The sequence below is a fragment of the Streptomyces sirii genome, from assembly GCF_045690365.1.
GTDB classification, from domain to species: domain Bacteria; phylum Actinomycetota; class Actinomycetes; order Streptomycetales; family Streptomycetaceae; genus Streptomyces; species Streptomyces sirii.
The window spans coordinates 1,913,836-1,935,805 of sequence record NZ_CP147982.1 but is presented as its reverse complement, the minus strand read 5'-3'; the positions used below and the strand labels follow the sequence as shown (position 1 = coordinate 1,935,805).

The following is a 21,970-nucleotide window of genomic DNA, read 5'->3' as shown; positions in this document are numbered from 1 at the left end:
GCGCCGCTGACCTGCGCGTTCATCTCCGCGTTGACGAATCATACGGTGGAGTGCATACTTATACCCATCAGTGAATGCACCGTAAGGAGAAACCCGTGACCGAGCGCGTCGTACTCGCCTACTCGGGCGGCCTGGACACCTCTGTCTGCATCGGCTGGATCGCCGAGGAGACGGGCGCCGAGGTCATCGCCGTTGCCGTGGACGTCGGCCAGGGCGGCGAGGACCTGGACGTCATCCGCAAGCGCGCGCTCGCCTGCGGTGCGGTGGAGGCGGAGGTCGCCGACGCCAAGGACGAGTTCGCCGACGAGTACTGCCTCCCGGCGATCAAGGCCAATGCGCTGTACATGGACCGCTACCCGCTGGTCTCCGCCCTCTCCCGGCCGACCATCGTCAAGCACCTGGTCGCCGCCGCCAGGAAGCACGGTGCCACCACCGTCGCCCACGGCTGCACCGGCAAGGGCAACGACCAGGTCCGCTTCGAGGCCGGTATCTCCTCCCTCGCCCCCGACCTCAAGTGCATCGCGCCGGTCCGCGACTACGCGATGACGCGGGACAAGGCGATCGCCTTCTGCGAGGAGAAGAACCTCCCGATCGCCACGACCAAGAAGTCGCCGTACTCGATCGACCAGAACGTGTTCGGGCGGGCCGTGGAGACCGGCTTCCTGGAGGACATCTGGAACGCGCCGATCGAGGACGTGTACGAGTACACCGAGAACCCCGCCGTCGCCCGGGAGGCCGACGAGGTCGTCATCACCTTCAAGGAAGGTGTGCCGGTGGCGATCGACGGCAAGCCCGTCACCGTCCTGCAGGCCATCCAGCAGCTCAACGAGCGGGCCGGCGCCCAGGGCATCGGCCGGATCGACATGGTCGAGGACCGGCTGGTGGGCATCAAGTCCCGTGAGGTGTACGAGGCGCCGGGCGCGATCGCGCTGATCACCGCGCACCAGGAGCTGGAGAACGTCACCGTCGAACGCGAACTGGCCCGCTACAAGCGGCAGGTCGAGCAGCGCTGGGGCGAGATGGTCTACGACGGCCTGTGGTTCTCGCCGCTCAAGCGGGCCCTGGACGGCTTCATCAACGAGGCCAACCAGCACGTCAGCGGCGACATCCGGATGACGCTGCACGGCGGCCGCGCCGTGGTCACCGGCCGGAAGTCGGACAAGTCGCTGTACGACTTCAACCTGGCGACGTACGACACCGGCGACACCTTCGACCAGTCGCTGTCGAAGGGCTTCATCGAGCTCTTCGGCATGTCCAGCAAGATCGCGGCCAAGCGCGACCTGGCCTGAGCCCGACCCGTCACCTTCGTACGGCAGCCGCCTCCCCGCCCCGTGGCAGGGGGGCGGCTGCCGGGTCCGGCGGCGTCCCCCGGACGGCCCGCCGGCACAGCAGCCTTGAGGAGCAGAGCAAGTGAGCAACGGAAACAGCGGCGACGTCCGGCTCTGGGGCGGACGTTTCGCCGACGGACCGGCCGAGGCGCTGGCCCAGCTGTCCGCGTCGGTCCACTTCGACTGGCGGCTGGCGCCGTACGACATCGCCGGCTCGCGCGCACACGCCCGAGTGCTCCACAAGGCGGCCCTGCTCACCGAGGACGAGCTGACGCGCATGATCGCCGGGCTCGACCAGCTGGAGGCGGATGTCGCCGACGGCTCGTTCACCGGCACCATCGCCGACGAGGACGTGCACACCGCCCTGGAGCGGGGGCTGCTGGAGCGGCTCGGACCGGACCTCGGCGGCAAGCTGCGGGCCGGCCGGTCGCGCAACGACCAGGTCGCCACGCTCTTCCGGATGTACCTGCGGGACCACGCCCGGATCGTCGGCGCACTGATCGCCGACCTCCAGGAGGCGCTGGTGGGGCTCGCCGAGGCCCACCCGGACGTCGCGATGCCGGGCCGCACCCATCTGCAGCACGCCCAGCCGGTGCTCTTCGCGCACCATGTGCTGGCGCATGTGCAGTCGCTGTCCCGGGACGCCGAGCGGCTGCGGCAGTGGGACGAGCGCACCGCCGTCTCCCCGTACGGCTCGGGCGCGCTGGCCGGCTCCTCGCTCGGCCTCGACCCGGAGGCGGTCGCCGCGGACCTCGGCTTCGAGCACGGCAGCGCCGGGAACTCCATCGACGGCACGGCCTCCCGGGACTTCGTCGCCGAGTTCGCCTTCATCACCGCGATGATCGGGGTGAACCTCTCCCGGATCGCCGAGGAGGTCATCATCTGGAACACGAAGGAGTTCTCCTTCGTGACCCTGCACGACGCCTTCTCGACCGGCTCGTCGATCATGCCGCAGAAGAAGAACCCGGACATCGCGGAGCTGGCCCGGGGCAAGTCGGGGCGGCTGATCGGCAATCTGACCGGGCTGCTGGCGACGCTCAAGGCGCTGCCGCTCGCGTACAACCGCGACCTCCAGGAGGACAAGGAGCCGGTCTTCGACTCCTGCGACCAACTGGAGGTGCTGCTCCCGGCGTTCACCGGCATGATGGCCACCCTGACCGTCCACCGCGAGCGGATGGAGGAGCTGGCGCCGGCGGGCTTCTCGCTGGCCACCGACATCGCGGAGTGGCTGGTCAAGCAGGGCGTGCCGTTCCGGGTGGCGCACGAGGTCGCGGGCTCTTGCGTCAAGGAGTGCGAGGCGCACGGCATCGAGCTGGACCAGCTCACCGACGAGCAGTTCGCCAAGATCTCCCCCCATCTGACCCCCGAGGTCCGCGGCGTGCTCAACGTCCCCGGCGCGCTCGCCTCGCGCAGCGGCCGCGGCGGCACCGCCCCCTCGGCGGTCGCGGTCCAGCTCGCCGAGGTGCGGGCCGATCTGGTGAAGCAGCAGGAGTGGGCGGCGGCCAAGCAGCCGCGGTAAGCAGGACAGGCGTCTGGCGACGGCCCGTACCGGGAAGCGACCGGGTACGGGCCGTCGGCGTTTCCGAATGCTCCTGGGCGTTCCCGAGTGTTCCGCCCGCCGCGCGAGGCTCGGAACTCCCACATGGACACCCCATGGATGAGGCATCACACCCCCTGATGAGACATTCATGTCTCATTCGGCTAATCTGTGTCTCATGGCCGTGGATCGTGAACACGTACTCAAGGAAGCCGCCGCGCTGCTCACCCGCCGGGCGACGACGTCGATGGACGAGATCGCCCGGGCCGCGGGGATCAGCCGCGCCACCCTGCACCGGCACTTCGCCGGGCGGGACGCTCTGATCAGAGCCCTGGAGGAACACGGCATCGCGCAGTTCGCACAGGCCATGGACGCCGCGCGGCTGGACCAGGACGACGCGGCCGAGGCACTGCGCCGGCTGATCGCCGAGGCCGAACCGGTCGCCGCCGTACTCGCCTTCCTCTTCACCGAGAACCAGCTCTTCGAGGGCGGCGAGATCAACGCCGGCTGGGAGGAGCTCGACGCGCGGATCACCGCGCTCTTCCGCCGCGGCCAGGAGGAGGGCGACTTCCGGGTCGAACTGAGTGCCGCCTGGCTCACCGAGGCGTTCTACGGCCTGATGGGCGCCGGTGCCTGGGCCGTGCACGAAGGGCGGGTCGCCCGCAACGACCTCAACCACTCGATCGCCGAGCTGCTGCTCGGCGGCATCCGACGGAGCATGGAGAAATGACCGAGACCATAGCGTCAGGACGGGCCGGTTCGGCCCATGTGGACGATCAGCCCCGCCCGGGCCGCTGGCTCGCGCTCGCCGTCCTCGTCCTGGCCGTACTGCTCGTCGGCGTCGACGCCACGGTCCTCGGCCTCGCCACCCCGTTCCTCAGCGAGGACCTGCAGCCCTCGGGGACGCAGCTGCTGTGGATCGGTGACATCTACTCCTTCGTCATCGCCGGTCTGCTGGTCTCCATGGGCAGCCTCGGCGACCGGATCGGCCGCAAGAAGCTGCTGCTGATCGGCTCCGTCGCCTTCGGCGCCATGTCGGTGCTCGCCGCCTACGCCATGAGTCCGGAGATGATGATCGTCGCGCGGGCGCTGCAGGGCGTCGCCGGTGCGACGCTGATGCCGTCCACCCTCGCGCTGATCCGCAACCTCTTCCACGACCCCAAGGAACGCAGCCTGGCGATCGGCATCTGGGGCGCGATGGCCTCGGCCGGTATGGCCGTCGGGCCGGTCCTCGGCGGCTTCCTGCTGGGGCACTTCTGGTGGGGCTCGGTCTTCCTGATCAACCTTCCGGTGATGGCGCTGCTGGTGGTCGTCGGCGCCAAGGTCATCCCCGAGTCGCGCAACCCGGACCCCGGTCCCTGGGACATCCCCAGCGTGGTGCTGGCCCTGGTGGGCATGGTCGGCGTCGTCTACGCCGTGAAGGAAGCGGCGGTGGAGGGCTACCGCTGGGACATCGCGGTGGCGGCCGTCGTCGGCGTGCTCGCACTGTTCGTCTTCGTCCGCCGGCAGCTCACCCTCGCCTCGCCGCTGCTGAACATGAAGCTCTTTCACCACCGGGGGTTCTCCGGGGCGGTGCTGGCGGATCTGCTGACCATCCTCGGCCTGTCCGGGCTGGTCTTCTTCCTCTCCCAGTTCCTCCAGATGGTGCAGCAGCGCTCGCCGCTCAACGCCGGACTGGTCGAACTCCCGGCCGCGGTCGGCGCGGTGGGTGCCGGTCTGGCCGCCGGATGGGTCGCCCGGCGGCTGTCCGTACGGATCGTGGTGGCCGGCGGGCTGGCGATGGTCGGGCTCTCGCTCGTCGGCTGCACCACGCTGCACGCCGACACCGGCACCGCGGCGATGTGCGTGATCCTCTTCGTCGTCGGCGTCGGCGCCGGCTTCTCGTTCACCGTCACCGCCGATGTGATCCTCTCCAGCGTGCCCAAGGAAGAGGCCGGCGCCGCCTCCGCGGTCTCCGAGACGGCCTACGAACTGGGCGCCGCGCTCGGCATCGCGCTGCTCGGCTCCATCGTCACCGGCATCTACCGGGACTTCGCCACCCCGCCCGGCGTGCCCGAAGGCTCCGCCGACGCCGCCCGCGAATCGCTCGGCGGCGCCGTCGAGACGTCCGGCCAGCTGCCCGCCGACCAGGCCTCGGCGCTGCTGAGCGCCGCCCAGGACTCGTTCGTGGACGGTGTGGACGTCGCCGCCGGAGTGGGCGCGGTGGTGCTGCTGGGCGCGGCGGCCGCCGCCTGGTTCCTGCTCCGCGGCCAGGAGCTGGCCGACAGCCCGGCCGAGGCCGAGGCCGCCGACCTCCCCGCCGCCGAGGCACCGCGCGGCTGATCCGCCGCCACCGCGACCGGCGCGGCGTACGGCCGATCCGCCGGATGGCGGGCGTGAGCCCGGCCCCAGGGCGTGTCTTGTAGATCACTTCGCTCCGCACCCGCGATGATCATCAGGACACGCCCTGGGGGCGACTGTCCCCCGCCCGTTCACGCCCGGTACGCGCCTTGGCGACCGGCCGTCCCGCGCGGCTCGGTTGACTCTCCGATCGTCCCCCTACGGACGGCCCGCTCAGGAGAGTGACGCAGTGCGCGACATCGGACGACGGTCCTTCTTCACCGCCGCGGGGGCCCTGGCCACCGCGAGCGCCATCGGCAGCGACGCCTACGCCACCGACCACGCCCGCGACGCGGGCACCGCCGACGAATACGTCGACGTCCAGCTCCTCAACATCACCGATCTGCACGGCTATCTGCAGGGCGCGCCCGGCGCCCACTCCGTCATCACCGGCGCCGGCGGCAAGCAGTACACCGTCGGCGGTGTGGCCTATATGGCGGCTCACCTGGAACGGCTGCGCGACGGCCGCCGCAACTCCTTGTTCTTCGCGCCCGGTGACCTCTTCTCCGGCTGGGAGTTCGACGCCGCCTCCTTCGCCGACGAGCCCACCATCGAGGCCCTCAACGCCATGGGCATGGACTTCGCCTCGGCCGGCAACCACGAGTTCGACAAGTCGGCGACGTTCCTGAGGTCGCATATGGAGGACGGCGACGGGTTCCCGGTCGCCGGGCGCGACGACGACTTCGAGGACTCGACCGGCCGCCGCTTCCGTGGCGCGAAGTTCCCCTACTACAGCGCCAACATCGTGTGGAACGCCAGCGGCGAACTCGTCCTGCCGCCGTACAACATCACGTACGTGGACGCCGGCGGCGGCCGCCGGCTGCCGGTCGGCTTCATCCATCTGACCGCCATCGGCACCGAGTCCTTCCCCGGCTCCTACCAGCCCGGACTGCGCACCCTGGACGAGCTGGAGACCGCCAACCGCTGCGCCAAGGAGCTCAAGTCGCGCGGTGTCAACGCGATCGTCCTCAGCGTGCACGACGGCGCGGTGGCCGGCAGCGACTTCTCCAGCGGCAAGAACCCCTCGGGGCCCGCCTACGAACTGGCGCTGCGCGCCTCCCCGGACATCGACGCCATCGTCACCGGCCACTGGCACAACGCCTTCACCATGATGCTGCCCGACCCCGACGGCACCCCCCGCCCGTTCGTCGAGGCCGGCTGCTACGGCCAGCTCGTCAACGAGATCAACCTGCGCCTCGACCCCGACACCGGAGCGGTGATCCGGGAGCTGACCACCTCCGTCAACCACCCCAACACCCGTGATGTGACACCGGACCCGGAGCTGCGGTCGATCGCCGCGTACTGGGCGAACTACGGCTCCCGGCGCGCCAGCAGCCGGATCGGGACCCAGAGTGCCTCCTTCACCCGGCGGCGCAACGCGGTGGGGGAGTCCACCATGGGCGACCTCGTCGCCGACTGGGCCCTGTGGGCGGGCCGGCAGCCGCTCGGCCCCATGGACGACCCCGCCGACCACCCCAACACCCCCGCGGAACTCGCCGTCATCGCGGTCGCCCCACGCGTCGGGCAGGCGGTGATCGCCGGCGATCTGATCCGCGACGAGGCGGCGGACGGCGCCCTCACCTTCGGGCAGGCCTGGAACGCCGTCGGCTTCGGCGACCCCATCATGACCGTCACCGTCACCGGCCGGCAGATCCACGACGCCCTGGAGGAGCAGTGGGCGCCGACCGCCGGCGGGAGTCTGGGCTTCTCGCCGCTGGCGGTCTCCGGCAACGTGCGCTACACCTTCGACGCCGCGGGCAAGGTCGGCCGACGGATCGACCCGGCCGAGGTGTTCGTCGACGGCGCCGCCCTCGACCTCACCCGCCGCTACCGGCTCGCCGCCCCCTCGTACACCCTCATCAACCAGGACGGCTTCAGCGCCTTCACCGGGTTCACCGCACCGGTCCGGCACACCCGCGACTTCGAGAGCTTCATCACCTTCGTGCGCACCAAGAAGGTGCTGGAGCCCGCACCGCTGAACCGGGTCTCGGCCCGGAACATCGAGGCGCCCGGCGCCCACACCGGCGTAGTCGCCCAGCGCCGGCAACTCCTCCGGGGCGGCAGCCCGGTACCGCGGCCCGAGGTGGCGCTGCGCACCGCGCGGACCGGCGGCGCCGAGGGCCAGCGCGCGCACCGCGGCTTCCGGGTCCCCTGCTGACCCGCGCGGCCCCCCGGGACAGCGCGACGGGCCCCGTCCGAGGATCGGACGGGGCCCGTCGCGCGGTGGCCGACCGGTGGGTCAGGCGGCCCTGGCCTTGGTGGCGTACATGTCGACGTACTCCTGGCCGGACAGCTCCATGACGTCGCTCATCACCTCGTCGGTGACGGCCCGCAGGACGTAGCGGTCTCGGTCCATACCGTCGTAGCGGGAGAAGTCCAGCGCCTCGCCGAAGCGCACCGTCACCGGGGCGATGCGCGGCAGGCCCTTGCCGCCGGGCTGCACCTTGTCGGTGCCGATCATCGCGAACGGGACGACGGGGGCGCCGGTCATCAGGGTGAGGCGGGCGATGCCGGTACGGCCGCGGTAGAGACGGCCGTCGGGGGAGCGGGTGCCCTCGGGGTAGATACCGAACACGCTGCCCTCCTCCAGGACCCGCCGGCCGGTCATCAGCGCCGCCACGCCGCCGTGCCCGCCGTCCCGGTCCACCGGGATCATGCCGGCGCTGGTGAAGAACCAGGCCATCAGGCGGCCCTTGAGGCCCTTGCCGGTGACGTACTCGTCCTTGCCGATGAAGTACACCGGGCGCTTGACCAACAGGCTCAGGAACATCGAGTCGATGAACGTGACGTGGTTGCCGGCAAGGATCACCGGCCCGGTCGCCGGAATGCGCTCCATGCCCTCGACCCGTGGGCGGTACAGGACACGCATGACGAATCCAAGGATCGCCTTCAGCACAATGCGGGACAACGGGCCCTCCGGGTCGTGGCTGGTCAATGTCGAGCGGGCGCAGAACTCTGCAGCCCAGGACCATACTCGCGGGTTACTCCCGCACGCACATCGGGTTCATGAGGTCGATACGCACAGTTGACTCACGGTTGATGTGTGTTACCACCATGTTCCCCCCGAAGTCGGCGTGCGTCTCCCCGGCATGACCCGTCCGTGCTTACGATCGGCCCGGTTCCGCGGGCAGGTGGGCAACACGCCTTGACGCATCCCGGAAAACACCCGGAAGCACCCGGAACCCCATCAAAGAACGCACACAAGGAGCGTGGGTATGCAGAAGCGGCAGCAGCCGGGACGGCGGACGGTGCTGGGGGCGGCGGCTCTCGGCGCGGGAGCGGCGGTGTTCGGCGGGGCCGGCCAGGCGAGCGCGAGCGGACGCGGTGCCGCGGGCCGGGAGCTGCCGGTCCCGTTGATCGTCGGCCACCGCGGTGCCAGCGGCTACCGCCCCGAGCACACCTTCGGCTCCTACCAACTCGCCCTCGACATGGGCGCGGACGTCATCGAGCAGGACCTCGTCCCCACCAAGGACGGCCACCTGGTCTGCCGCCACGAGAACGACATCACCGCCACCACCGACGTCTCGGCGCACCCCGAGTTCGCGGACCGCAAGACCACCAAGACCGTCGACGGCACCGCGCTGACCGGTTGGTTCACCGAGGACTTCACTCTCGCCGAGCTCAAGACGCTGCGCGCCAAGGAGCGCATACCGGGCACCCGGCAGCACAACACCCTCTACGACGGCCGGTGGCAGGTGCCGACCTTCGAGGAGGTCCTGCGGTGGGCCGAGCGCGAGGGCCGCAAGCGGGGCCGCCGGGTCTGGCTGCACATCGAGACCAAGCACCCCACCTACTTCCGCAAGCTGGGCCTGGGGCTGGAGGAGCGGGTCGCCAAGGCGCTGCGCGCGCACGGCCGGCACCGCGAGGACTCCCCGAACTTCCTGCAGTCGTTCGAGCCCGGCAGCATCCAGCGGCTCGGCCGGCTCGTGGACTGCCCGAAGGTGGTGCTGCTCGACGCCCCCAACACCCGGCCCTGGGACTTCGTGGAGGCCGGTGACCCGCGCACCGTCGCCGACCTCATCAAGCCCGCCGGCCTGAAGTGGATCGCGGGCTTCGCCCAGGGCATCGGCCCGTCGCTGACCGACATCATCCCCAGGGACGCGGCCGGCAATTCCGGCAAGCCCACCTCGCTGGTCAAGGACGCGCACGCGGCCGGCCTGGTCCTGCACCCGTACACGGGCCGCAACGAGAACACCTTCCTGCCCACCGACTACCGCCGCGGTACCGACCCCGACGCCTACGGGGACGCGCTCGGCTACTTCGCCGCCTGCCTGGCCACGGGCATCGACGGCATGTTCTCCGACAACCCCGACACGGCGCTGCTGGCCGCCGAGGAGTTCCGCAAGCGCTGATCTTGCTTTCGAAGGCGCACGACGCCTTCCGGACCGGCACCAGCAACCTGGATTCTCATTTGAGTTGGGAATGTCACAGGCGAGCTGGCTGCCGGTCCGTTCCGTTCGCCCCGAACGCCTGCGCAGAATGCTGCACGGCGGCGATTGCCGCCGCCACATTCCGGGGAGTCCGGAAGTCAGGGCACCACGTCCGGGCGCACCCCTCTCACCCTCAGCGCGCCCGGGCCAACCGACAAGGGGAGGCATACGGGCATGGGCACGAGTGTGACCGTCTCTGCGGCGACCGACGAGGACGCCGAGCAAATCCTCAAACTGCAGTACCTCTGTTACCAGACGGAGGCCGCGCTGTACGACGACTACGGCATCGAGCCGCTCACCCAGACCCTGCAGGCGCTGCGCGCCGAACTGAGCGAGGGCTGCGTCGTGGTGGCCCGGCTCGGCGAGGAGGTGGTCGGGTCCGTGCGCGGCACGGTCGACGCGGACGGCACCGCGCGGATAGCCAAGCTCATCGTGCACCCCCGACTGCAGCGGCACGGCCTGGGCGGCCGGCTGCTGGCCGCGGTCGAGGAGCGGCTGGCGGCCGAGCGGGCGGCCCGGCGCTTCCGGCTGCTGACCGGCCACCGCAGCGAGGGCAACATCCGGCTCTACCGCAGCCACGGCTACGCGCCGGTGGGCACCGAGCAGCTGACCCAGCGGCTGAGCATGGTCACCCTGGAGAAGGAAGCGGCCGCCAAGGAGTTCGCGGCCCAGGCCTAGGGAAGCCCCTTGGCGGAACGGGAACGGGCCCGCCCGACGGCGGGCCCGTACACCGGACTTCGGCCGCTCTACGCGCTCCGCGCCCGGCGCAGCCACAGCATCCCGGTGACCGGCAGCAGGACGGGGATGAAGAGGTAGCCCATCCCGTAGTCCGACCAGACCGTGGCGTCCGGGAAGGCGGACGGCTCGATCAGCGTCCAGGTGCCCACGGTCAGCACTCCCACGAGCTCGGCGGCGCAGCACACCAACGCCGCCCTGCGGGCCGCCTCCCCGCCGCGTACGAGCGAGTAGGTGATGAAGCCGTAGACCAGGCCGGCCAGCGCGGACAGGGTGTACGCGAGCGGGGCGCGGTCGAAGTCCGTGGCGATCTGGACGACGGAGCGCGACACGGCGCCGACGACCATCACGCCGTACAGCCAGACCAGCAGGATGCCCGGGCCGCCGATCAGCTTCCGGCGGGTGCGCGGCGCGCCCTCCTCGGCGGCGTTGTCGGTCGCCGTCACCTCAGCCTCCCCAGATGTCGAACAGGCGCACTTCGAGCACGGCCAGGACCACGCCGCCCGCGGCGACCGTCGCCGAACCCCAACGGGTGCGCTCCGCGAGGGACATGAACCCCGCCGCCGGAATGCAGGCGAAGGCGCCGAGCAGATACGCCACGAAGATCGTCGTGCCCTGCTCCGGCTTCTCGCCGCGCGCCAACTGGACGATGCCGATGATCAGCTGGACCACGGCGAGCAGCGACACCACGGCCATGCCGATGAAGTGCCAGTCCTTGGTCTGCTGGTCTCGGTAGGCGGCGAAACCGCACCAGGCGGCGAGCGCGAGCGCGGCCACGCTGGTCGCGACCGTCAGGGCATCAAGCATGCGCAGACCCTATTACGGGCCAAAAGACCCGATGCGCCCACCCCCGGGGTCGCCCGTAGGCTCGGACACCATGAAGATTCACGCGGACGCCCTCCTCTTCGACAACGACGGCACACTGATCTCCTCGATCGAGTCCGTGAACCGCTGCTGGGCCCGGTGGGCCCGGGAGTACGGCATCACCGCGGAGGAGTTCGCCCGGATCGAGCTGCACGGCCGCCCGGCGGTCGAGATCGTCGCCGATCTGCTGCCCGCGGACCGGGTTCCGGCGGCGCTGGCCCGGATCGAGCAGCTGGAGGTCGAGGACGTCGCCGGGGGAGCGGTGCGGCTGCCCGGTACCCGCGCCCTGCTGGAGAGCCTGCCCGCCGAGCGGTGGGCCGTGGTCACCTCCGCCACCCTGCGGCTGGCCGAGGCCCGGCTGGCGCAGGCCGGGATCCGCCCCAAGACCCTGATAGCCGCCGACGACGTCGACCGCGGCAAGCCCGATCCGCAGCCGTATCTGCTCGCGGCCGAGCGGCTCGGTGTGGACCCGGCCCGCTGTGTGGTCTTCGAGGACGCGCCGGCCGGGCTGGCGGCGGGCCGCGCGGCGGGGATGGTGACCGTGGCGTTGACCACAACCCACCGGGCCGACGAGCTGTCCGCCGATGTCCTGGTGCCGGACCTTTCGGCGATATCCGCGCAGGCCACGGACCGGGCGGTGGAGATCACCGTCGCCCCGTGAGGAGCCGTCCACAGGCCGGTCAGGCCTGTCCGGTATACGGACACGCTTGATCGGTCCATACCGCCGTCTGGTTTACTTGCCGCCATGACCACGACGAGCTGCCGCACCCCTGCGACCGAGGCGAAAATGACGCCCGGTGCTCGTTGCATGTGTCGAATGTGTGACTGCTGAGGGCCCCCGCCTGTGTCTCGCGCCCCGAAGCGAGACCCTGCCGCCATGCGCCGTACGTCGGTCCCCGACGCCCTCGGCCGCCCCGCGTCACCGGAACCCGGAGCCGGGCCATCGCGCCCGCCGCCGCTCCCCGTTCCCCTCTGCCGCACTCGCAAGAATGCCCCGTGCCCGGCGGGCGAGCCGCCGAGCACTCGACAGTGACGGAATTCCCTGTGATCACCACAACGGGCCTGAGCAAGGTCTACCGTTCAGGAGACCGCGAAGTCACCGCCCTGGACGGCGTCGATCTGCACGTCCGCGAGGGCGAGGTGTACGGCGTCATCGGCCAGAGCGGCGCCGGTAAGTCCACCCTCATCCGCTGCCTGAACCTCCTGGAGCGCCCCACCTCCGGCACGGTCACCGTCGCCGGCCAGGAACTGACGTCCATAGCCGGGCGCGGCCGGCGCGCGAGCGCCCAGCTCCGGGCCGCGCGCAGCCACATCGGCATGGTCTTCCAGCACTTCAACCTGCTGTCCTCGCGCACCGTCCAGGACAACGTCGAACTGCCGCTGGAGATCCTCAAGGTCGACCGCCACGAGCGCTCCCGCAAGGCCCTGGAGCTGCTGGACCTGGTGGGCCTCGCCGACAAGGCCAAGGCCTACCCCGCCCAGCTCTCCGGCGGCCAGAAGCAGCGCGTCGGCATCGCCCGCGCGCTGGCCGGCGACCCCAAGGTGCTGCTCTCCGACGAGGCCACCAGCGCCCTGGACCCGGAGACCACCCGCTCCATCCTGACGCTGCTGCGCGACCTCAACCGCAAGCTGGGCCTGACCATCGTGCTCATCACGCACGAGATGGACGTGGTCAAGACGATCTGCGACTCGGCCGCGCTGATGAAGAACGGCCGGGTCGTCGAGCAGGGCACCGTCGCCGAGCTGCTGGCCACCCCCGGCTCGGAGCTGGCCCGGGAGCTGTTCCCGGTCGGTGGCGAGCCCTCGACCGAGCAGAGCACCGTCGTCGACGTCACCTTCCACGGCTCCGCCGCCACCCGCCCGGTCATCTCCGAGCTGTCGCGCACCTACAACGTCGACATCTCGATCCTCGGCGCCGCCATGGACACCGTCGGCGGCAAGCAGATCGGCCGGATGCGCATCGAGCTGCCCGGCCCCTTCGAGGAGAACGTCGTGCCCATCGGATTCCTGCGCGAGCAGGGACTTCAGGTCGACGTCGCCGGCGTGGCCGGCGAGACCGGTTCCCCGGCGATCCCGGCGCCCGCCGCCGAGCTGGACAAGGAAGGTGCCAAGTGAGCTGGAACGAGATGCAGCCACTGCTCTACGACAACACGCTCGACACCCTCTTCATGGTGTGGTGGTCGACGTTCTACGCGGTGCTCGTCGGCGTCCCGGTCGGGGTGCTGCTGCATCTGACCGACCGCGGCGCGATCCTGCAGAACGTCGTGGTGAACAAGGTCCTCGGCGCGATCGTGAACATCGGACGGTCCTTCCCGTTCCTGATCCTGATCGTCGTGCTGATCCCCTTCACCCGCCTCGTCGTCGGCGTCTCCATCGGCCCGACCGGCGCGGTCGTCCCGCTCGCGATCGCCGCCATCCCGTTCTTCGCCCGGCTGGTCGAGGCCGCACTGCGCGAGGTCGACCACGGTCTGGTCGAGGCGGCCCAGGCGATGGGCGGCGGCACCTGGACCATCGTCTTCAAGGTGCTGCTGCCGCAGGCGCTGCCCGCGCTGGTCGCGGCCGTCACCACCACCATCATCACGCTGATCGGCTACTCCGCGATCGCGGGTGCGGTCGGCGGCGGCGGCCTGGGCAACCTCGCCTACACCTACGGCTACCAGCAGTACGAGACCGCGCTGATGGTCACCACCGTCGTGGAGCTGATCGTCCTCGTCACGCTCGTCCAGCTGCTCGGTGACCTGGTCGTCCGCCGGCTCGCCCGGCGCGGCGCCCGCGCCTCCTCCGTACGCGTCGGCCTGCGCCGCGCCCGCACCGAGGAGCCGGCGGCCGCCACCGAGGCCGCCTGACCCCCTCCGCACCACCAGCACCACCCAAGAGCCCGGACCCTTTGCCGGGCGGACATCACACGGGAACCCCGTTCGTGAACAAGAAAGAGGCACTCTTCGTGCGTAACACCATCAAGGTCACCGTGGCCGTCGTCGCCGCTTCCGCCGTCGCCCTCGGCGCGAGCGCCTGCTCCGCTCCCTCCGACACCACCGCCGGCGGTGACAAGGGCGACAAGAGCGCCCCCCTCGTCGTGGCCGCGAGCCCCACCCCGCACGGCACCATCCTCGACTTCGTCAAGAACAAGCTGGCGGACAAGGCGGGCCTCAAGCTGGTCGTCAAGCCGTTCAACGACTACAAGATCCCCAACAAGGTCACCGACGACGGCCAGGTCGACGCCAACTTCTTCCAGCACAAGCCGTTCCTCGACACCTTCAACAAGGAGAACGGCACGCACATCGTGCCCGTCCAGAACGTCCTCATCGAGCCGCTGGGCATCTACTCCAAGAAGATCGACAAGCTCTCGGACCTGAAGTCCGGCAGCACCGTCTCGGTCCCCAACGACCCGTCCAACGAGGGCCGTGCGCTCAAGCTGCTCGCCGACAACGGCGTGATCACCCTCAAGCCCGGCGTCGGCTCGGAGGCCAAGCTGACCGACGTCAAGGACGACAAGGGCATCAAGATCACCGAGCTGGAGGCCGCGCAGACCGCGCCGCGCATCGACGACGTCGACGCCGCGATCATCAACGGCAACTTCGCCATCGGCGCCCACCTCAAGCCCTCCAAGGACGCCCTGGCCGTGGAGAGCGCGAAGGACAACCCGTACGCGAACTTCCTCGCCGTCAAGAAGGGCAACGAGAACGACCCGCGGATCAAGAAGCTCGCCAAGCTCCTGAACTCCCCCGAGGTCAAGAAGTTCATCGAGGACAAGTACAAGGACGGCTCGGTCATCCCGGCCTTCGGTCCGGCCAAGGGCTGATACGTCCCGACCGGGTGCCCCGGTTGGTTTTTTCCCCTCCGCCCACCCCCCTTACGGGGGGTGGGCGGGTGTAGTGGAGAGGTTCCGCGCACCGCCGGGCCGATCCGCCCCCCCCCCGCAGCCCGGCCTCGTCGTGCGCGACGGGCTGCGTCGCGCGTCCGGCCCCTCGCGCCCGTCCAGCCCCCCCTCGCGCCCGGCTGCCGCCCGCGCCTGCCCTCGCTCCGCCCGCCTCTGCCCGCGCTCCGCCGCAGGTCACCGCGCGGTTGCCGGTCGGGCGGGCGATCTTCGGTCCCCGGGCCCGCGCCACGCGCGGCCGGGTACCGCGCGCGTGGCACACCCGCTGTCCGATGCTGCATGCTGGTGCATTCATACGGTCAAAACGGCCCGTGACCTCGCGGTGGACAGTCCGCGACGTCCCGGAGCACCAGGTCAACGGCGTTGGAGCAGCGGCATGACATCCACCTTTCCGGACATCTCCATCAGCACCGACCGGCTGGTGCTGCGCCCGTTCGAAGAGGCCGATGTGCCCGCCCTCGCCGAGATGATGTCCGACGAGCTGGTCACTTCCTGGACCGCGCTGCCGCACCCGTACACCACCGCCGAAGCTCGCGCCTGGGCCACCGGCAAGGCCGCCGCCGTACGCACCGAAGGCCGCGGCATCGCGCTGGCCGTCACCGAGTTCCTCACCCAGCGGCTGGTCGGCACCGTCCACCTCGACCACACCGACTGGCGGGTCCGCAGCGCCGAGATCGCCTATGTCACCGCCGCCTGGGCGCGCGGCGAGGGCTACGCCTCGGAGTCCGTCCTCGCGGTCGCGCAATGGCTCTTCCAGGACCAGAAGTTCGAACGCCTGGAGCTGCGCACCGCCGCCGACAACACCGCCTCCCAGCAGGTCGCCCAGAAGATCGGCTGCATCAGCGAGGGAGTGCTGCGCAACGCCTGGATAGCCCGCAGCCGCACGGAGGACGGCGGCTGGACGGACATCCGTACCGATCTGATCGTGTGGAGCCTGCTGCCCGAGGACCTCGACGGGGTCCCCGGCCGGATGGCCGACGCGAACGGATTCACCTACCCCGAGTGGAACTGACCCCGCGCCGCGCCGGGCTCACCGCCCCACGGGGTACTCTCGGCCTGCCGCGCACCCGCGCGACCAGCGCGGACCCGCGCACCACGAGCGGCACCACCACCGGCCCGCGGCGACCCCGCGGCCACTGCGCCGCCGCACCTGCCCGCGTACCCACAGCAGCCCCAGGAGACTGACGAGCATGGCCGACCGGGTCACGGTGATCGGATGGGACGGCTCCCCGCTGACCGACGCCGCCCGCTCCGCCCTCGGCGCCGCCACGCTGGTGGCCGGCGCCGCCCACCACCTCGCACTGCCCGAAGTCCCGCCGAACGCCGAACGGATCCGGCTGGGCAGCGTGACCCTGGCCGCCCGCCGGATCGCCCAGCACCGCGGCACCGCCGTCGTGCTGGCCGACGGCGACCCCGGCTTCTTCGGCGTCGTACGCACCCTGCGCGCACCCGAGCACGGGCTGGAAGTGGAAGTGGTGCCGGCCGTCTCCTCCGTCGCGGCCGCCTTCGCGCGGGCCGGCATGCCCTGGGACGACGCCCAGATCGTCGTCGCCCACAGCCGCGATCTGCGCCGCGCGGTGAACGTCTGCCGCGCCCACACCAAGGTCGCGGTGCTCACCTCGCCCGGCGCCGGTCCCGCCGAACTCGCCCTGCTGCTCGGCGGCGTCCACCGCACCTTCGTCATCTGCGAGGACCTGGGCACCGATCGGGAGCGGGTGACGGTCCTCACCTCCGACAAGGTCGCCGACCACGTCTGGCGCGATCCCAACGTCGTCATCGTCGTCGGCGGCGCGCCCGGCGGCGCCGCCACCCAGGGGACCGGCTGGATCGCCGGCCACGAGGTCGGCCATCCGACCGGACCGCGGGGCTGGGGGCTGTCGGCGCACGCCTACGGAGGGGCCCTGGGCGAGGGCGAGTCCGTCCAGCTGCGCACCGCCCAACTGGCCCGCCTCGGGCCGCGGGTGGGCGACCTGGTCTGGGACATCGGCAGCGGCAGCGGAGCCGCCGCCGTGGAGGCCGCGCGCTTCGGTGCCGCGGTCATCGCGGTGGACGCCGACCCGGACGCCTGCGAGCGCACCGCCGCCGTCGCCCGCCGCCACGGCGTCCAACTCCAGGTCGTGCACGGCCGGGCGCCGCACATCCTGGAGGACCTCCCCGAGCCCGACGTGGTGCGGGTCGGCGGCGGGGGAGCGGAGGTCGTCACGGCCTGCGCGGACCGCCGTCCCGAACGGATCGTCACCCACGCCGCCACCCGCGACGAGGCCGAATCGCTCGGCCGGGTGCTGGCGGACGGCGGCTATGAAGTCGAGTGCGCCCTGCTGCAGTCCGTGGACCTGGACACCTCCGCCTGGGTCGAACGCGAGCGGTCCGTGGTGTTTTTGGTCAGCGGGTATCGCGTTCCTCACCCGTGACCAGCACGGCAACCCGCGCGGGGTAGGCTGGCGGATCGTTGCGCCGCCGTTCCGCGTTCGGCTTCGTACGCCAATATCCGGAAATTGCCGTGGTTTTGGATGAATATGAAGCTGTGGAGAGCGGACGTGCCGCGAGGCGTGCTCGCTCGTTCTAGCTATCGGGGCGTCGGCGCGCCCCGGTCGAGCGCGTCGCACGAGCGGTTGGAAGGAGCACTACCAATGGGCGAGGGGTACGCATGACCGACACCGGCCAGGTCCCGGGCGAGGGACTGCCGGAGAACGCAGGCGGACATCCCGGGCAGCCGCAGCCCGCGGCCGCTCCTTCCCCTGCCGACCCCGGACCGACGGAGCTGCCGGGCATGGTGACCCCTCCGGGTGAATACCCCTACGTCGACCAGACCGACGGCGTCGTCGAGGACGACGACCTGCTGCTGATGCCGGGTGCCCAGGGCGCCTGGAGCGAGCAGCCGGCGCCGCTGCCGCAGGAGACGCACCAGGGCGCGGCCCCGCAGCCCCAGCACGCGGCACCGTTCGACGCCGCCGCGCAGCCGGCCGCCGGCTTCGAGCCGATGCCCGCCCAGGCCGGTGACCACGAGAGCGGCGGCCGGGACTCCGGTTCGGTCGACCTCAGCGCCGTCCGCATTCCCCAGCCCGCCGCCCCGCCGCAGCCGGACCGTGCCCGTGCGACGGCGTCGCCGCGCCGCCCGCTGCACATGGGCCCGCCCGTCCCCGACGCGACCGGCGGCGTGGTCCGTTCGCTCGCCGACCGCGGCCCCGCCGAGACCCCGGCGCAGAGCCCCGCGCCGCACGTCGGTGTGCCGACCGGCGGCCCCGAATACTTCGACGCTCCGGCCGAGGCCGCCGAGGCCGCGCCGGGCGAGCAGCCGGTGCCCGGCGGCCAGTCGTACGCGGAGCGGCCCGTCGGCGAGCCGGCGCCCGGTCAGCCCTTCGCGGTGCCGCCGCACGGCGAGCAGCCCTACGGCGGCCAGCCCGGCGGTGCGCCTTCCTACGGTGGGCAGTTGTCCGCCGAGCAGATCTATGGGGCCGCCGGCCAGGGCCCGTTGCCCGGCCCGCAGCTCGGCGAGATCCCCTCGCAGGTCCCGCAGTGGGGTGAGGCGCAGGCCCAGGCCGTCGCGGCTCCGGCTGCGGAAACGGTCGTGCCCGCCGAGGCCGCCGTGCCGGGTGCCGAGGCCGCCGTACCGGTCGCGCAGGACGTGCCGCCGCCGGCCAGACCGGCGCAGCCGGCGCCCGTGCCGTCGCCCGCCGAGGACGGTGTGCAGGACGGCGACGCGGCCGTGGTCGCGGACGCCGCCGGTGCCGAGGCCGCCGCGGCCGATGCGGTGCCGGCCGCCGCGCCGGTCGAGGCGCCGGGAGCGCCGCAGGACGTGGCCGCGGCGGCGCTGCCCGACGCGGTGCCGCCGGGTCAGGACGGACCGGTCGCGGCGGAAGCGGTCGCTGTGGACGCCGCGGCAGCGGACGCCGTCGTGGTGGATGCGGCGGCTGCCGAAGCCGACGCGCCCGCGCCGGACGCCCCGGCTCAGGAGGCTCCCGTCCAGGACGCCCCCGTGGCCGCTCAGCAGCCCGAAGCGGTCGCCGCCGACGGTGAGCAGCAGCCCGTGGATCAGCAGCCCGCCGCAGAGGGCGCGGAGGCGGCACCGCCCGCCGCCGAGGCCGTCGCGGCCCCCGTCGAGGTCGCTCCGGCCGCGCAGCCCGTGGCGGAGCAGCCGCCCGCCCCCGAGGCGGACGCGCCGCAGGCCGCCGACCAGCCCGAGCCCGACCAGCCGGCCGCCCCGATCGCCGCCGCCCCGCCGCAGCCCGCGCCCGCCGCCCCGGCCGACGAGCCCGCCGCACCGGTCGCGGCCCCGCAGGGCCCCGTCGCCCTGCCCATGGCCGAGGCCGCACCCGTGGAGCAGCAGACGGCCATAGAGCAGCCGCAGGCGCAGCAGCCGGCCGACGCACAGCCCCGGCTCGTCGCCCCCGTGGACCCCGCGGCGCAGCAGCCTGCCGAGGCGCCCGGGCCGGAGGCCGCGCCCCAGGGCGCCGAAGCCCCGGCCGAACAGCAGCTCGCAGCGGCCGGCGCGGACACCCCGGACGACCCCGCCGAGGCGAGCGCGGCCACCGAGCCCGCCGCCCCGATCGAGGCCGACGGCTCCGCCGAGGCAACGGTCAGCGACGCGGACGCGGAAGCGGCAACCGCCGAGCCGGTGGCCGCCGCCGGGCCCACCCCGCCCGACGCCCCGGCCGACCCGCAGCCCGTGACCGTCCACATCCCCGCCCAGGCGTCCGGCGACCAGCCCGTCGAGCAGGTCGCGGCGCCGGCCACCGCGGACGACCCCGCCGCGCCGGCGGCCGACGACCAGCCCGCGGCGGCCGCTCTCGCGCAGCCCGAGGCGACCGACGACGAGGAGCCCCAGCCGCAGGACGCCGCCGAACTCGTCCAGCTCGGCGAGGGCCAGGACGACGAGCAGCCGCAGGCCGCCGAGGCGGAGCAGCCCGCGGCCGCCGACGGTGTGCCCGCCGGGGCCCCCGCCGCCGGTTACGACGACTCCGAGCGCGCCGCCGTGCACCGCGTGATGCGCGAGCGCCGCGACATCCGCAACGGCTTCCGCAGCGACCCGATCCCCAACGAGGTGCTGCTGCGCGTCCTGGAGGCGGCGCACACCGCCCCCAGCGTCGGCCACTCCCAGCCCTGGGACTTCGTCGTCATCCGCTCGGCCGAGACCCGCGAGAAGATGCACCAGCTCGCCATGCAGCAGCGCGAGGCGTACGCCAAGTCGCTGCCCAAGGCGCGCGCCAAGCAGTTCCGTGAGCTGAAGATCGAGGCGATCCTCGAAACGCCGGTGAACATCGTCGTCACCGCCGACTCCACCCGCGGCGGCCGGCACACCCTCGGCCGGCACACCCAGCCGCAGATGGCCCCGTACTCCTCCGCGCTCGCCGTCGAGAACCTCTGGCTCGCCGCCCGCGCCGAGGGCCTGGGCGTCGGCTGGGTGAGCTTCTTCGACGAGCGGGAGATGGTCCGCGAGCTGGGCCTGCCCGAGCACCTCGAAGTCGTCGCCTACCTGTGTGTCGGCTACGTCGACGAGTTCCCCGAGGAGCCCGAGCTGCTGCAGGCCGGCTGGTCCAAGCGCCGGCCGCTGTCCTGGGTCGTCCACGAGGAGACCTACGGCCGCCGCGCGCTGCCCGGCGAGAACCCGCACGACCTCCTCCAGGAGACGCTGCAGGGGATCCGCCCCCTGGACGCCAAGGCGCTCGGCGAGGCCTGGGAGCGCCAGAAGCGGATGACCAAGCCCGCCGGCGCGCTGGGCATGCTGGAGATCATCTCCGCGCAGCTGTGCGGTCTGTCCCGCAAGTGCCCGCCGCCGATCCCGGAGCCGGCCGCCGTCGCGATCTTCGCCGGCGACCACGGCGTGCACGCGCAGGGCGTGACCCCCTGGCCCCAGGAGGTCACCGGCCAGATGGTCGCCAACTTCCTGGGCGGCGGCGCGGTCTGCAACGCCTTCGCCAACCAGGTCGGCGCCGAGGTGTGCGTCGTGGACGTCGGCGTGGCCGGGGAACTCCCCGCCACGCCCGGACTGCTGCCGCGCAAGGTCCGCGCCGGCACCGCCGACTTCACGGCCGGCCCGGCGATGACGCAGGAGGAGGTCCTCAAGGCGATCGAGGTCGGCATCGAGACCGCCCGCGACCTCGTGGCGGCCGGCAACAAGGCGCTGCTCACGGGCGAGATGGGCATCGCCAACACCACCACCTCCGCCGCGCTGATCGCCGTCTACACCGGCGTCGACCCGGTCGAGGTCACCGGCCGCGGCACCGGCATCAACGACGAGACGCACGCCCGCAAGGTCGACGTGGTCCGCCGCGCCCTGGAGCTCCACCAGCCCGATCCGGCCGATCCGGTCGGCGTCCTCGCCGCGATCGGCGGACTGGAGCACGCGGCCATGGTCGGCCTGATCCTCGGTGGCGCCTCGCTGCGCACGCCGGTGATCCTGGACGGCGTCAGCGCCGGCGCCGCCGCCCTGGTGGCCCGCGCCATCGCCCCCGAGGCGCTGGCCGCCTGCATCGCCGGCCACCGCAGCGCCGAACCGGGCCATGTCGCGGCGCTGAACAAGCTGGGCCTGCGCCCGCTGGTCGACCTCGATCTGCGCCTCGGCGAGGGCACCGGCGCCCTGCTCGCCCTCCCGGTGGTGCAGAGCGCCGCCCGTGCCATGCACGAGGTCGCCACCTTCGACTCCGCCGGAGTGGCGGAGAAGAGCTGAGCGGCGGCGGCCGGTCCTGGCCGCCCCCGCATGACCCCCGGCCCGCAGCCCCATAGGCTGTGGGCCGGGGCCGTACCGCCCTGTGGGCCGTATCGCCCCTCAGCCGCTCCGGAGCCGCAGCGACTGAGCTGGTCGTCGAACTCGTACCACCGC

The 21,970-nt window shown here is 72.3% G+C and carries 17 protein-coding genes; 14 read left to right on the top strand and 3 right to left on the bottom strand.

Features of this window, described 5'->3' with window-relative positions:
- Positions 1–95 precede the first annotated feature (95 nt).
- From WAB15_RS08765 to WAB15_RS08745, 5 genes are all read left to right on the top strand, one after another.
- On the top strand, positions 96–1,289 hold the full coding sequence (locus WAB15_RS08765) for an argininosuccinate synthase (RefSeq protein WP_399144163.1): 1,194 nt from the start codon (positions 96–98) through the stop codon (positions 1,287–1,289).
- Between the two features lie 121 nt (positions 1,290–1,410).
- A complete protein-coding gene (gene argH / locus WAB15_RS08760; RefSeq protein ID WP_399144162.1) occupies positions 1,411–2,847 on the top strand; it encodes an argininosuccinate lyase in 1,437 nt (478 codons plus the stop codon).
- Between the two features lie 196 nt (positions 2,848–3,043).
- Positions 3,044–3,595, top strand: coding sequence for a TetR/AcrR family transcriptional regulator (locus tag WAB15_RS08755; RefSeq protein WP_399144161.1), 552 nt, complete (start codon positions 3,044–3,046; stop codon positions 3,593–3,595).
- Positions 3,592–5,187: an MFS transporter gene (locus tag WAB15_RS08750; protein WP_399144160.1), complete on the top strand. Its 1,596-nt coding sequence runs from the start codon at positions 3,592–3,594 to the stop codon at positions 5,185–5,187. The genes WAB15_RS08755 and WAB15_RS08750 overlap by 4 nt, the downstream gene beginning before the upstream one ends.
- Positions 5,188–5,434: 247 nt before the next feature.
- Positions 5,435–7,402, top strand: a complete 1,968-nt coding sequence (locus WAB15_RS08745; RefSeq protein WP_407285877.1) for a bifunctional metallophosphatase/5'-nucleotidase — start codon at positions 5,435–5,437, stop codon at positions 7,400–7,402.
- Between the two features lie 81 nt (positions 7,403–7,483).
- Here the strand turns inward: WAB15_RS08745 and WAB15_RS08740 are convergent, their stop codons facing one another.
- Complete coding sequence (locus tag WAB15_RS08740; protein ID WP_399144158.1) at positions 7,484–8,152, bottom strand: lysophospholipid acyltransferase family protein; 669 nt, start codon at positions 8,150–8,152, stop codon at positions 7,484–7,486.
- 307 nt (positions 8,153–8,459) lie between these two features.
- Between WAB15_RS08740 and WAB15_RS08735 the strand changes: the two genes are divergently transcribed.
- A complete protein-coding gene (locus WAB15_RS08735) occupies positions 8,460–9,596 on the top strand; it encodes a glycerophosphodiester phosphodiesterase (RefSeq protein WP_399144156.1) in 1,137 nt (378 codons plus the stop codon).
- A 252-nt stretch (positions 9,597–9,848) separates the two neighbouring features.
- Positions 9,849–10,352 carry a GNAT family N-acetyltransferase gene (locus WAB15_RS08730; RefSeq protein ID WP_399144155.1) on the top strand — a complete coding sequence of 168 codons (504 nt, stop codon included), beginning with the start codon at positions 9,849–9,851 and terminating at the stop codon, positions 10,350–10,352.
- A gap of 68 nt (positions 10,353–10,420) precedes the next feature.
- On the opposite strand, the gene WAB15_RS08725 is transcribed toward WAB15_RS08730, so the two are convergent.
- Together WAB15_RS08725 and WAB15_RS08720 are read right to left on the bottom strand one after the other, a co-directional pair.
- The gene (locus WAB15_RS08725; protein WP_407285876.1) at positions 10,421–10,855 is read right to left on the bottom strand and encodes a hypothetical protein; all 435 of its coding nucleotides are present in this window, start codon (positions 10,853–10,855) and stop codon (positions 10,421–10,423) included.
- 1 nt (position 10,856) lies between these two features.
- On the bottom strand, positions 10,857–11,216 hold the full coding sequence (locus WAB15_RS08720; protein ID WP_393488035.1) for a hypothetical protein: 360 nt from the start codon (positions 11,214–11,216) through the stop codon (positions 10,857–10,859).
- A gap of 70 nt (positions 11,217–11,286) precedes the next feature.
- Between WAB15_RS08720 and WAB15_RS08715 the strand changes: the two genes are divergently transcribed.
- The 7 genes from WAB15_RS08715 to cobT all read left to right on the top strand — a co-directional run bounded on the left by WAB15_RS08715 (position 11,287) and on the right by cobT (position 21,817).
- On the top strand, positions 11,287–11,934 hold the full coding sequence (locus WAB15_RS08715) for an HAD-IA family hydrolase (RefSeq protein WP_407285875.1): 648 nt from the start codon (positions 11,287–11,289) through the stop codon (positions 11,932–11,934).
- A gap of 383 nt (positions 11,935–12,317) precedes the next feature.
- Positions 12,318–13,388, top strand: a complete 1,071-nt coding sequence (locus WAB15_RS08710) for a methionine ABC transporter ATP-binding protein (RefSeq protein ID WP_399144152.1) — start codon at positions 12,318–12,320, stop codon at positions 13,386–13,388.
- Positions 13,385–14,119, top strand: a complete 735-nt coding sequence (locus tag WAB15_RS08705) for a methionine ABC transporter permease (protein WP_407285874.1) — start codon at positions 13,385–13,387, stop codon at positions 14,117–14,119. Before WAB15_RS08710 ends, WAB15_RS08705 begins: the two co-directional genes overlap by 4 nt.
- A 98-nt stretch (positions 14,120–14,217) precedes the next feature.
- Complete coding sequence (locus WAB15_RS08700) at positions 14,218–15,075, top strand: MetQ/NlpA family ABC transporter substrate-binding protein (protein WP_407285873.1); 858 nt, start codon at positions 14,218–14,220, stop codon at positions 15,073–15,075.
- A gap of 451 nt (positions 15,076–15,526) precedes the next feature.
- Positions 15,527–16,162 (top strand): GNAT family N-acetyltransferase, encoded by a 636-nt coding sequence (locus WAB15_RS08695; RefSeq protein ID WP_399144149.1) that lies wholly within the window; start codon positions 15,527–15,529, stop codon positions 16,160–16,162.
- 178 nt (positions 16,163–16,340) lie between these two features.
- A complete protein-coding gene (cbiE, locus tag WAB15_RS08690) occupies positions 16,341–17,561 on the top strand; it encodes a precorrin-6y C5,15-methyltransferase (decarboxylating) subunit CbiE (RefSeq protein WP_399144148.1) in 1,221 nt (406 codons plus the stop codon).
- 236 nt (positions 17,562–17,797) lie between these two features.
- Positions 17,798–21,817 carry a nicotinate-nucleotide--dimethylbenzimidazole phosphoribosyltransferase gene (gene cobT / locus WAB15_RS08685; RefSeq protein WP_407285872.1) on the top strand — a complete coding sequence of 1,340 codons (4,020 nt, stop codon included), beginning with the start codon at positions 17,798–17,800 and terminating at the stop codon, positions 21,815–21,817.
- Positions 21,818–21,970 lie beyond the last annotated feature (153 nt).